The organism is Dactylosporangium sp. CA-092794, assembly GCF_050948465.1.
GTDB lineage: Bacteria > Actinomycetota > Actinomycetes > Mycobacteriales > Micromonosporaceae > Dactylosporangium.
Genome location: NZ_CP192044.1, coordinates 1,754,454 through 1,766,628, shown reverse-complemented (window position 1 = coordinate 1,766,628; position 12,175 = coordinate 1,754,454). Strand labels below are relative to the sequence as shown.

The 12,175-nt window shown below is 73.3% G+C and carries 10 protein-coding genes; 2 read left to right on the top strand and 8 right to left on the bottom strand.

Going from position 1 to position 12,175, the window contains the following annotated elements; all coding sequences use genetic code 11:
• From ACQPXD_RS07785 to ACQPXD_RS07775, 3 genes are all read right to left on the bottom strand, one after another.
• Complete coding sequence (locus ACQPXD_RS07785; protein ID WP_432836211.1) at positions 1-741, bottom strand: FadR/GntR family transcriptional regulator; 741 nt, start codon at positions 739-741, stop codon at positions 1-3.
• Positions 742-804: 63 nt separating this feature from the next.
• Entirely contained in the window at positions 805-2,364 is a 1,560-nt protein-coding gene (locus ACQPXD_RS07780; protein ID WP_432836209.1) for an amino acid permease, read from the bottom strand.
• Positions 2,365-2,374: 10 nt separating this feature from the next.
• On the bottom strand, positions 2,375-3,328 hold the full coding sequence (locus ACQPXD_RS07775) for a choline/ethanolamine kinase family protein (RefSeq protein ID WP_432836207.1): 954 nt from the start codon (positions 3,326-3,328) through the stop codon (positions 2,375-2,377).
• A gap of 219 nt (positions 3,329-3,547) precedes the next feature.
• Between ACQPXD_RS07775 and ACQPXD_RS07770 the strand changes: the two genes are divergently transcribed.
• Positions 3,548-5,989, top strand: coding sequence for a GcvT family protein (locus ACQPXD_RS07770; RefSeq protein WP_432836205.1), 2,442 nt, complete (start codon positions 3,548-3,550; stop codon positions 5,987-5,989).
• 495 nt (positions 5,990-6,484) lie between these two features.
• Here ACQPXD_RS07770 and ACQPXD_RS07765 read toward each other — a convergent pair whose 3' ends face one another.
• Positions 6,485-6,820, bottom strand: a complete 336-nt coding sequence (locus ACQPXD_RS07765; RefSeq protein WP_432843703.1) for a YybH family protein — start codon at positions 6,818-6,820, stop codon at positions 6,485-6,487.
• An 85-nt stretch (positions 6,821-6,905) separates the two neighbouring features.
• Between ACQPXD_RS07765 and ACQPXD_RS07760 the strand changes: the two genes are divergently transcribed.
• Positions 6,906-7,775, top strand: coding sequence for a LysR family transcriptional regulator (locus tag ACQPXD_RS07760; RefSeq protein WP_432836203.1), 870 nt, complete (start codon positions 6,906-6,908; stop codon positions 7,773-7,775).
• Positions 7,776-8,351: 576 nt separating this feature from the next.
• Here the strand turns inward: ACQPXD_RS07760 and ACQPXD_RS07755 are convergent.
• From ACQPXD_RS07755 to ACQPXD_RS07740, 4 genes are all read right to left on the bottom strand, one after another.
• Complete coding sequence (locus ACQPXD_RS07755) at positions 8,352-9,278, bottom strand: hypothetical protein (protein ID WP_432836201.1); 927 nt, start codon at positions 9,276-9,278, stop codon at positions 8,352-8,354.
• A 30-nt stretch (positions 9,279-9,308) separates the two neighbouring features.
• A complete protein-coding gene (locus ACQPXD_RS07750; protein WP_432836199.1) occupies positions 9,309-10,538 on the bottom strand; it encodes a serine hydrolase domain-containing protein in 1,230 nt (409 codons plus the stop codon).
• A gap of 56 nt (positions 10,539-10,594) precedes the next feature.
• A complete protein-coding gene (locus tag ACQPXD_RS07745) occupies positions 10,595-11,161 on the bottom strand; it encodes a hypothetical protein (protein ID WP_432836198.1) in 567 nt (188 codons plus the stop codon).
• A gap of 72 nt (positions 11,162-11,233) precedes the next feature.
• Complete coding sequence (locus tag ACQPXD_RS07740; protein ID WP_432836196.1) at positions 11,234-12,073, bottom strand: GNAT family N-acetyltransferase; 840 nt, start codon at positions 12,071-12,073, stop codon at positions 11,234-11,236.
• Positions 12,074-12,175: the final 102 nt, after the last annotated feature.

The window sequence follows — 12,175 nt, the reverse complement described above, 5'->3', positions numbered from 1 at the left end:
TCAACCCAGCAGGCCGCGCAACAACGCCGCGGTGGCGTCGCAGTGCTCCTCCATCTCCTGGCGGGCCACCACCGGGTCGCCCGCCAGGATCGCCTCGACCACGCGCTCGTGCTGGGCGTCGGAGTGGTCGAGGTTGCGCCGCAGCACCGGGATCGCCGCGAGGAGGCGGTCCAGCCGCAGCTGCACGTCGGCGATCGAGGCCGCCACCGACGTGGATCCGCTGGCCGCGGCGAGCGCCAGGTGCAGCCGCGAGTCGTTGACCCGGCGGGTGAGCGGGTCACGCGTCCGCGCGGCGGCCAGGCAGGCCACCAGGTGCGCGCGGTCGGGGGCCGACAGCGCGCGGGTGGCGGCGAGCGCCGCCGCCCCGGGCTCCAGGACGCGGCGGAAATCCAGCGCGTCGTGCAGCGCGTCACCCATCTCCCGGGCCAGCTCGACCGCGTCCGGCGCGTGGCCGTCGGCGGGATCGCCGCTGGCGCGGACCACGAACGTGCCGCCCGAGCGGCCGCGGCGCGACTCCAGGAAGCCGGCCTCGCGCAGGGCGGCGATCGCCTCGCGCAGGGTCACGCGGCTCACCTGGAGCCGCTCGGCGAGCTCCCGCTCCGGCGGGAGGCGCTCGCCGACCGGCACGAGGCCGAGCCGGATCGCCTGGGCCAGCCGGGCAACGGTGATCTCGAAGGCGTTGCCGCCCCGTACCGGCCGCCACATCGGCACGCCCGACAGGGGCTCCGCAGCCAGCGGCATCCGACCTCCCCGGGACGGTCTCGCGGGCCGGCGCATCCCGGCCGGCCCGCGGACCATCATTCCCTACTCGGTGGCCACCGCCGCGTCCTGCGCGGGCGGCAGGTCGACGGTGCGGATCGGGCCGTTGAACCAGCGTCTGGCCGACAGCGCCCACCACAGCGCGGCCCCGCCGATGACGATGACGATCGCGATCGGCGCGTAGTTGACCGCGGTCCAGGTGAAGCCCTCGTGGCCCGGGATCGCGACCGGCGTGAACGGCATGATGAAGTAGATCGACACGATGACGATCTCGACCACCGCGATCCAGCCGAGCACCTTGTACTTGCCGCCGAGCGTCCACGGCCCGGGCACGAACCGATCGCCCATCCGCAGCCGCAGGTAGATCGGGATCAGGAAGGCCAGGTACAGGCCGATGACCGCGACCGAGACGACGGCGTAGAACGCGGTCGGCGCGCCCGTGGGGCTCTTGTACAGCGCCGGCAGGGTCAGCACCAGGCCGGCGAACGCCGCGCCGATGATGGCGTTGACCGGGGTGCCGTTGCGGTCCACCTTGGACCACAGCCGCCAGCCGGGCACCGCGCGGTCGCGGCTGAAGGCGTACGTCATCCGGGACATGCTCGTCACGCAGCTCATGCCGCAGAAGAACTGCCCGATGGTGGAGATGAGGATGACCGCCTTGAAGAAGCCGGGGCTCAGCGCGGTCTCGAAGATGGCGCCGGAGAAGCCCGCGGCCTTGGTGATGGCGTCGACGTCGGTCGCGGCGAACAGGAACGCGAGCAGCAGGATCCAGCCGCCGATCGCCGAGTAGAAGATGGACTGCCACAGCCCCTTCGCGGCGGCGGTCGAGGCGCCCTTCGTCTCCTCCGAGACGTGGGCACAAGCGTCAAAACCGGTGATGGTGTACTGCGTGAGCAGGAACCCGAACGGCAGGACGAGGAACCAGTAGGTGCCGTCGGAGTACCCGGAGTTGTTGAACCGCTGGGTGAAGACGAACTCGAGGCTCTGGTGCTTCTCGGGTACGAACACCAGGATCAGCACCACGACCGCGGAGCCGGCCACGTGCCACCACACCGAGACGTTCTGCAGCACGTCGATGATGTTGTGGCCCCAGATGTTGATCGCCACGTGCGCGGCCAGGATGACCACGAACAGCAGGAACGTCAGGTAGAGGTTGGTGCTGTCCCACGAGGTGTAGGCGTCCAGCACCAGGCTGAGGAAGGTGGCGCAGCCGTAGTCGACCGACGCGGTGACCGCGACCAGGCCGACGAGGTTGAGCCAGCCGGTGAACCAGCCGTGCACCGGCCGGCCCATCCGGGCCGCCCACCAGTAGATGCCGCCGGCCGTCGGGTATGCCGAGACCAGTTCCGACATGCAGAAGCCGATGATCAGGATGAAGATCGAGATGAGCGGCCAGCCCCACGAGATGGCGATCGGGCCGCCGTTCATCCAGGCCTGACCGAACGTGGTGAAGCAGCCGGCGAGGATGGAGATGATGGAGAACGAGATGGCGAAGTTGGAGAATCCGCTCCACTTGCGCCGCAGCTCTTGCTTGTAGCCCAGCTCGGCGAGCCGTTTCTCGTCGTCGTCGATCGGCAGGTCGGCCTGGGTCGGCGATGCCGACATGGGCACCTCCTCAGTACTGGTTGGGGGTGGTGGATTTCCTTCCGGTCACCGTTGCGAGGAGCCCGCCGAGCTCGGGGTCGTCCAACGCCCGTCGCGCCTGGCCCCACTTGTCGGCCGCCTCCGCGGCGTAATCGAAGCCCTCGCCGCGGGCGGCGGCGAGGAGTCCTTGGTGGACGGTGAACCACAGCGCCCACGTGACGTTGGACGCGATGTGAAACAGCCGGACCCGGGCCAGCAGCGCCGGGGTCAGTTCGGCGCCGAAGTAGGCGCCGGCCAGCCGCTCCGTCAGCTCCGCGCCGTAGTCCGCCTCGGCGGCGATGTCGCCGAGCTCGAACGCCGGGTCGTTGTTGCCGGAGAGCTGGTAGTCGATGATGCGCACGCCGCCGGCCGTGGCGATGAAGTTCTCGGCCAGCAGGTCGTTGTGGCACGGTACGGCGGCCAGGGGGCGTTCGGCCAGCGCCGCGCGGATCGCGTCCACTGTGGATGACGAGTCGAGGTAGCCCTCCGGCAGCGGCAGGTCGTGGCGGCGGCACACGTCGAGCAGCTCCGCGCGCTTGGCGAAGATGTCGAAGTCGTTGCCGAAGACGGGTCCGGCGTGCAGCCGGCGGCACGCCCGCGCGATCGCCGGCACCATGTCGGGCCGGCGCACGTCGGCCGCCCCGAGCGTGCGCCCGGGCAGGAACTCCAGCACGATCGCCGGCACGTCGGGCAGCACCGCGTGCACCCCCGCGCCGACCGTCCCCGCGGCCAGCCGGGTGTTGGCGATCTCCCGCGCGGGCGCGACGCCGAGGCCGGCCGTGGACACCGCCGGGTCGAGCACGCGCAGCACATACGGCACGGCGTCGACGTCGACGCGGAAGACGTGGTGCGACAGACCGCCCTCGAGGCGCTGCCACTCGACCGCGCGGCCGCGCCAGGACGGGACCCGCTCCAGCAGGTCCGCGATCGACGGCACCGCAGTCATGGCACCGGACCCTTCGCCGATCCACCCGGTCCATGAGCCGAATTCGGGCGAACCCAGGCCTTTAACCCGGTGGGCTCGAAGTGACCGGCGTCATGGTGGTCCAGAGTTAACGCCCCCGTCAGCCGCACGTCAAGAGCGATCCCCGCGTTTACCAGCCGGAAACAGTTGGCACGCCTTCAGACCTTTTCCGGGGTGTACCCCCGGGGCCACAATCATGCGATGTCGATCGAGTCGGACCTGCCGGGCACGGCGCGCGCCGTCGTGATCGGTGGCGGCGTCGCCGGATGCAGCATCGCCTACCACCTGGCCCGGCTCGGCTGGACTGACGTCGTGCTGCTGGAGCAGCACGAGCTCACCGAGGGCACCACCTGGCACTCGGCCGGCTTCGTCGGCCAGCTGCGCTCGACGGTGAGCCAGACCCGCATGATCATGTACTCCTCCGGCCTCTACGCCGAGCTGCGCGAGCTCACCGGCCTCGACCCGGGCTGGCGCGGCGTCGGCGGGCTGCGCCTGGCCACGACCCCCGAGCGGGTCGAGGAGCTGCGCCGGCAGGCGAGCTCGGCCACGACGTACGGCCTGGACATGGCGCTGCTCGGGCCGGCCGAGACCCTCGACCGGCTGCCCATGCTCAACGTCGCCGACGTGCGCCTGTCCGGCTGGCTACCGGGCGACGGCTGGCTCGAGCCGGCCGCGCTCGCCGACGCCCTCGCCGCCGGCGCCGCCCGCCTCGGGGTGCGCATCGTCACCGGCACCCGGGTCACCGGCGTCACCGTCGAGGGCGGCCGGGTGCGCGGCGTGGTCACCGCCGCCGGCCCGATCGCCGCCGACGTGGTCGTCGACGCGGCGGGCGCGGCCGCGGGCGCCGTGGGCCGCCTCGCCGGCGTCGAGCTGCCGATCGTGCCGATCAAGCACCAGTACGTCGTGACCGCGCCCCTGGCGGAGACGTCCACGATGGACATCCCGACGGTGCGCGACCCGGACCGCATCGTCTACTTCCGCGGCGCCGACGAGACCGGCCTGCTCGTCGGCGGCTATGTGCGCGACCCGTCGCTGTGGCGGCCGGAGTCCGGCGCCCCGCTGGACGCGCCGCGCACCCTGTTCGAGCCGGACATGGCCAAGTTCGCCGAGTCGTGGAACAACGCCCGGCACCGCGTCCCCGCGCTGCGCGAGCTGCCGATCGCCCGCGTCGTGCACGGCCCGGAGGCGTTTACCCCCGACGGCGAGTTCCTGCTCGGCGAGACCGCGGTCGCGGGGTTCTGGGTCGCCGCCGGGTTCTGCGTCCACGGCCTGGCCGCGGCGGGCGGCGTCGGCAAGGTGATGGCGGAGTGGATCGCCGAGGGCACGCCCGAGTACGACGTGTCCACGATGGACGTGCGCCGCTTCGGCGGCTACGCGGGCGGCCGGCGGTGGGCGGGCACCCGCGCGCTGGACGGCTACTCGCGCTACTACGACATCGTGTACCCGGGCCAGGAGTGGGCGACCGCGCGCCCGCTGCGCCGCTCCGCGGTCTGGCCCCGCCTCGGCGAGCTGGGCGCCGCGCTGGGCGAGAAGGCGGGCTGGGAGCGGGTCAACTGGTTCGGCGCCAACGCCGGCCTGACGCCGCAGGCGCAGCGGCCGAAGGGCTGGGCCGGGCGCAACTGGTCGCCCGCCATCGCCGGCGAGGTCGCGGCCACCACCGACGCCGCGGGCCTGTTCGACCAGTCCTCCTTCGCCAAGCTCGACGTGCGCGGCGCGGACGCGCTGAGCCTGCTGCAGCACCTGTGCGCCAACGACGTCGACCGCCCGGCCGGCGCCATGACCTACACCCAGCTGCTCAACGCGCGCGGAGGCGTCGAGGCCGACCTCACCGTCACCCGCCTCGCCGAGACCCACTTCCGCATCGTGACCAGCACCGCCAGCGGCGTGCGCGACGCGGACTGGATCCGCAAGCACGCCCTGCGAGCCGGCGCCGACGTGCTCATCGACGACGTCACCGGCGCCCACGGCTGCCTGTGCCTGTGGGGCCCCCGCGCGCGCGACATCCTCCAGCCGCTCACCGACACGTCACTGTCCAATGCGGACTTCCCGTTCATGCGCGCCGTCCGCCTCTACGCCGGACCGGTACCGCTCCTCGCCCAGCGCGTCACGTTCGTCGGCGAGCTGGGCTGGGAGCTGTACGCCCCGACCGAGTACATGCTCACCTTGTGGGACCTGCTCATGGAGGCCGGGGCCCCGCTGGGCCTGCGCCCGGCCGGCTACCGCGCGATGGACTCGATGCGCCTGGAGAAGGGCTACCGGGTGTGGGGCAGCGACCTCACCACGGACGTGAGTCCCCTGGCCGCCGGTCTGGCTCCGTTCGTACGCCTGGACAAGCCCTTCCTGGGCCGCGACGCCCTGCTGGCCGCGGGCGCCCCCGCGCGCCTGCTGCGCTGCCTGGTCCTGGACGACCCGGGCACGGTCTGCCTGGGCGGCGAGCCGGTCCGGGTGGCGGGCCGCCCGGTCGGCCGGGTCACGTCGGGCGGGTTCGGCTACCGCGTGGGTGCCTCGATCGCCTACGCCTACCTGCCCGCCGACGTCCCGACGGGCACTGCGGTCGACGTGAGCGTCTTCGATCGGTGGGTTCCGGCGGTGGTACGCCAGGAGCCCCTCTACGACCCGAAGTCCCTCCGCGTCCGCGCGTAGCCCGGCGCACTTCCGTCCGCACCCGCGCGCGTCCGCGCCCGCGCGTCCGGCTGGGTCCCTCCGCGCCCGCGCCCGCGCGTCCGGGCGGGTCCCTCCGCACCCGCACCCGCGCGCGTCCGGGCCGGGTCCCTCCGCGCCCGCGCCCGCGCGTCCGGCTGGGTCCCTCCGCGCCCGCGCCCGCGCGTCCGGCTGGGTCCCTCCGCGCCCGCGCCCGCGCGTCCGGCTGGGTCCCTCCGCGCCCGCGCCCGCGCGTCCGGCTGGGTCCCTCCGCGCCCGCGCGTAGCCAGGGCTGCTCCCCCGCGCCCGCGCGCAGCCCGGGGCGCGTCCCTCGGCGTCCGCGCGCAGCCGGGACGCGTTCTTCCGCGTCCGCGCGCAGCCGGGACGCGTTCTTCCGCGTCCGCGCGCAGCCGGGACGCGTTCTTCCGCGTCCGCGCGCAGCCGGGACGCGTTCTTCCGCGTCCGCGCGCGGCCGGCGCGTCCGCGCGCAGCCGGGGGTTAGGAGCGCTGCTCGGGGCGGTCGATGACGCGCAGCCAGCTGCCGTCGGGCTGGCGCCGCACGACCTGCACCCGGCCGCCGGTGCCGTCCTTCGCCTCGGTCGAGGTCAGCGCCAGGTCGCCGTGGCGCAGCGTCGGCAGCGCATCCTCGACCTCGAACCGCGGCACGTGCCGCACCATCTGCTCGAACACCGCCTTGAGCGCCTCCCGCCCCACGGTCGTGCTGCCCGGCGGGTAGGCGAGCACGGCGTCGGGCTCGTACAGCCCGGCGAGGCCCTCCACGTCGCCGGCGTTGGCCAGCTCGACGAACAGCGGGGAGATCTCCTCGGGGGTCATCGCCTTCTTCGTCATGTCTCGAGCCTCGCGCGGGCGCGGCCAGAAGTCCAAGAGCGGCTCATGCTCGGATCTAGAATCAGCGGTTATGGAGCTGCACCAGCTGGAGTACTTCGTCGCGGTCGCCGAGGAGGGCGGCTTCACGCGCGCGGCCGCGCGGTTGCGGATCGCGCAGCCGGGCGTCAGCGCGCAGGTGCGCAAGCTGGAGCGGGAGCTCGGCCAGCCGCTGCTGGACCGCTCCGGCCGCGCCGTCACGCTGACCGCGGCGGGCCGGGCAGTGCTGCCGTACGCCCGCGCGGCCCTCGGCGCCGTGGACGCCGCCCGTCAGGTCATGGACGAGCTCACCGGCCTGACCCGCGGCCGTGTCGCGATCGGCACCGTCACGTCGCACGCCGTCGACCTGGCCGGCATCCTCGCCGCCTTCAACGCCAAGCACCCGGCCGTGGAGATCACCTTGGTCGAGGACGCCTCCGAGCGCCTCGTCGACGCCGTGCGGGAGGGCCGCCTGGACGCGGCGATCGTCGCCTACGCGCGGACGCCCGACGGCCTCGGCGTCCACGTCGTCACCGACGAGCCGATCGACGCCGCGGTCTGGCTGGGACACGAGCTCGCCACCCGCGACACGATCCCGCTCACCGCCCTGCGCGACCGCCCGCTGATCTGCCTGCCGCGCGGGGGCGGCATCCGCGCGATCCTCGACGCCGCCTGCGCGGAGGCGGGCTTCACACCGCGCGTCGCGTTCGAGGCCGGCTCCCTCGCGGTGCTGGAGCAGCTGGCCGCCCACCACCTCGGCGTCGCGATCCTGCCCGCCTCGATCGCCCGCAACCGCGCGCACCTGCACCCGCTGCGCATCGCCCGCCCCGAGCTACGCGGCCGCCTCGGCCTGGCCTGGCGCCTCGCCGGCCCGATCAGCCCGGCCGCGTCCGCCTGGCTCACCCACGCCCGCCACCACCTCTGAAGCCCACCTGCAACCGCGCGCACCCGCACCCGTTGCGCATCGAGACCGCCCCGAGCCGCGCGGCCGCACTCGCGTGCGCGGCGCCTGTCACCGGTGCGGATGTCGCACTCGTCGGGGGCGCAACCTGCGATCCGCGCGGCCGGGCCGGATGTATGTCTCCGTGATCATGCTGTCCGCGGTGGCCGCACCACGGGTTTGCCATGATCCCGGAACCTTTCGGTACACAGGGGTACATCACCACTCCACGATCATGAAAAACCGATGGTGTCGACGCCCGGATGCGCATGATCACGGAGACTTCCGGTCCCTGCGCGGTGTGCAGCGCCCGACGGGTGGGACGTGATCGCCGACCCCCCAGGGCGTTGGGGTGCGCAGGCCGGGCACCACATGGTCGCCGGTAGGGATGACGACCAGCGGTGCCGGCTCCCGCGCGACGCAGGACGGCGCCGGACGGTACCGGACACCCACGGACCGCACGCGGCGCATCACGGCTGTATCGGTGCCGGCCGCCGCCGGCCTACCGAAAAGTCGGGCGCTCCGCGCCACGACTTTTCGGATTTATACCCCGTCAGGCGATCAATCGGATTCGACGGAGTTCCGCGGCGAACCGATCATCGCGCGCAGCCGCTCCTCCGCCGTGCGCCGGTCGGGGTCGTCATCGCGCTGCAGGCAGCCGAGCAGCAGCCAGATCCCGCCCTCGCCCAGCAGGGTCGAATGCTCCGAGGTCTGCACCGGCGAGTACGCGTCGCCCAGCTCCCGCATGGCCATCCCCTCGGCCATGGCCGCCAGCATGTCCGCCAGCTTGGCGAACGACGCGCCCGGCCGGGGCCGCAGGCCGCGCGCCGTGAAGGAGCGCTCGTAGGTGCCCTTCCACTCGGCGAGCAGGCCCCGGTAGTTCTCCCCGATCGCCGTGCGGATGACCTCGTCCCCCTCCGCGGTGGAGATGGCCAGCAGGTGCAGCCGGAAGATCGGCATCCGGACCAGCATGTCCAGCTCCCAGACCGCGGCCAGGTGCACCGCCTCCACCAGGTCGCGGCCGTGGTCCATGAGCAGCTTCTCGCGTTCGATCCGCATCAGCTCGTAGTCGATGCCGTACTGCTCCTGCCACAGCCCGAACCGCAGCAGGTCGGCGATGTAGTGGGACTGGTTCTTCCACCGGCTGCGCAGCGCGCGCTCGGTGCACCCGCGGTCGAACGGCGCCGTGTTCCGGCCGGTCTGGGCCACGACGGCGCGCTGCGACAGGAAGTCCAGGGCGCGCCGCTCGACGGAGTCCCGCTGGCCGGGCACGGCCTCGCGGCGCCTGGCCTGCGGGCCGAGCTCGTTCTGGATGAGGGTCATGCCGGCGTAGAGCAGCGACGCCGTGCCGCGGCTGTTCGCGGCGTCGATGAGGCCCTGCTCGGTCGAGCGGTCGAGGCTGCACAGCACCTTCGAGAGGTCCTGGTTGTACGGCGACGGCAGGTCCCGTTTCGCCGCGATGCTCTTGTCGGTGCGGGATTCGGTCATCTCTGCGGCGGCTTCCGGTTGTCGGCGTGGTCAGTGCGCGATCATCGCGTCGGCGGCGAGGCGGTCGGCGACGGTGCGCAGCGCGGTGATGGTCTCACGGTCGCGGTCGGCGTCGTCGGGGGTCGGCCAGGCGCTCGTCTTGACGATGACGACGTCGGCGTCCGGGTCGACGTAGAGGTACTGGCCGTAGATGCCCAGGCCGGTGAACGGGTTGCGCGGTCCGTCGAGGGTCCACCACAGCCGGGAGTAGCCGTAGTGCGGGTAGCCGCTCGGCCCCAGCGCGCCGACGGCCAGGTGGGACAGCGTGCTCGTGCGGCACTGCTCGACCCACTCGCCCGGCACGATCTGGTCGCCGTCGACGGCGCCGCCGCGGGCCATCAGCAGGCCGAGGCGGGCGATGTCCAGCGGCGTGGCGTTGAACGACCCCGCGCCGATCGCCGTGCGCGGCCTGCTCCGGGTCAGCCAGAAGTACCCGTCCCGCTCCGCGCCGAGCCGGCTCCAGAGGCGGCGCGCCGCGTACTGCGGCAGCGTCGTGTTCGTCGCCGACTCCAGCACCCAGCCCAGCACCTGGGCGTCGATCGAGGAGTAGTTGAACGCCGTGCCGGGCGTGGTGTTGCGCTCGACGGACGTGACGACGTCGCGGAGGCTGCCGTCGCCGTCGATCGCGTCCTTGAACCGGATGATCGTGGCGTCGGGGTCGGTCCAGTCCTCGAGGTCGCCCGCGCCGCTGGACATGTTCAGCAGGTCGAGCACCGTCGGCCCGTCGTAGGCGGTGCCGCGCAGGTCCGGCCGGTACTTGACCACGGGGTCGCGGACGTCGCCGATCGCGCCCTCGCCGACCGCGATGCCCACCAGCATCGACAGCATCGACTTGGTGAGGGAGAACAGCAGCGACGGCCGGGTGGGTCCGGCGAAGCGGCCCGGATACGCCTCGTGGACGACGGCGCCGCCGTGCAGGACGACGAACGCGGTCGTCTCCGTGCGCCGGTGCAGGTCGGCGAGCCCGAGGTCGGCGCCGTCGAAGCGGTAGCGGACCTCGTCGAGCGGCCGGTGCCCGCGCGGCAGCGGGCGGGGCTGGTCCGCGGCGGGCACCGGCTCGACCGGCCGCAGCAGCCGCATGTGCGAGAAGGTCCACGCGTTGATCCACGGCTGGAGCAGGCGGGTCATCTGGCGGCTGTGCTGGCGGCCGCTCCCGAGGAAGCCGCCGGCGATCAGGAGTGCGTCACCCGCGCGGTGGCGCAGCTCGGACACATTCGTCATGCGGTGAGCCTGCCGCGCGGTCAATCGCCGCCGAAAGGACGCACCTGCGCGCCGGTTCAGGCGCCGGCGGCGTCCGGCGCCGCCTCCGCGAGCCCGCGCGAACCGGAGCCGGCCGATTCAGGGTCGCGGCGGGTGGCGTCCGGGCCGACGAACACCGACGCGGCGTCCGAGCGGTGGGTGAGCCGGGCGGCGAGCATGGCCGCCTGCCGGGAGACGCCGAGGACGACGGCCGGCACCAGCGGCAGGAGCCAGTCCGCGACGAGGCCGCGGGCGGGCAGGTGCACGATGATCAGCGCGGCGCACGCGGCGGCCGCGCCCTCGGCGAAGCCGCGCCAGGCCGAGCGGCCGGCGGCGCCGACGGCCTCGCGGCGGGAGGTGCGGGCGTCGAGCGCCTCGACGGCGGTGAGGTCGCGGCGGCCGAGATTGAAGCCGTACACCCCGGAAGCGGCGGACAGCCCGAGCACCGCCGCGGGCAGGCTGTTGCGCGTGAGCAGGCAGGCCAGGCCGAACACCGCGCCGCCGGTCACAGCGGCGAGGAGGGCGCGCAGCCATTCCTTCTTGTCGCCGGGGTACCAGTAGTAGCGGGTCGTGTTCGGCGAGATCTGCCGGATCATCTGGCCCATGCGAGCATCCCCTCGTTCACCGCTGCGGGGTTCCTCGTGATCATGCGCCACACGACGGCGATTTGTCCCAAGTTAGAACAAAACCGTCGCAAATGTGCCGACCTGCTGGAATCCGCAGTGCTCGTAGACGCGGCGGGCTGGCGTGTTGTAGTCGTTGACATACAGGCTGACCGATGGCGCGACGCGGCGCAACGCATCTCGGACGACGGCCGCGATGCCGGCGGTGGCCAGGCCGCGGCCGCGCAGCTCGGGGTCGGTCCAGACGCCCTGGATCTGGGCCGTGTGCCGGGTGACGACGGCCAGCTCGGCCTTGAACACGACCCGGCCGTGGAGGAAGCGGGCGTACGCCCGGCGGGCCCGCACCAGCTCGGCGATCCGCTCGCGGTAGGAGCGCTCGCCGCCGTCGGCGGTGGGCGAGACCCCGACCTCTTCGGTGTACATGGCGACGGCGGCCGGGAAGAGCAGGTCGATCTCCTCCGGGCGCACGAGCCGGACGTTGGGGTCGGCCGGGACCGGCGAGGGGCTGCTGATCGCCATGAGCGGCTGGTTGGGCCGCACGTCGCGGGACGGGCCCCAGCTCGGCGCGAGGTGCGACCAGAGGCCGAGGACCGCGTCCGCGGAGCCGACGATCGACGAGCAGCCGCGCGGCTCGCCGGCGACCATGTCGGCGAAGGCGGCGACGGCGGCGGCCGAGGCGTGCACGGGGATCAGGTTGGCCCCGATCCAGCACAGCGACTCGAGGTTGCGCCGGGACCCGTAGCCGAAGATCCGCGCGTCCTGCCGCCACCAGGCCAGCCCCGCCATCGAGACGCGCTCGGCGACCTGGGCGCCGCCGAACGGGTCCTGGTCGAGGAGGCGCTCGACCGAACCGCGCTCGGCGTCGCCGAGGAGGCGCGCTGCCACCGTCAGCATGAATACCAGCCTGCCAGATCAGCGGGTGGATGGCTGCACATACCCACCCGCCGGTGCGGGCGCGTCAACGCCGGGTGCCGCGAAGCACCCGAAAAATTACCC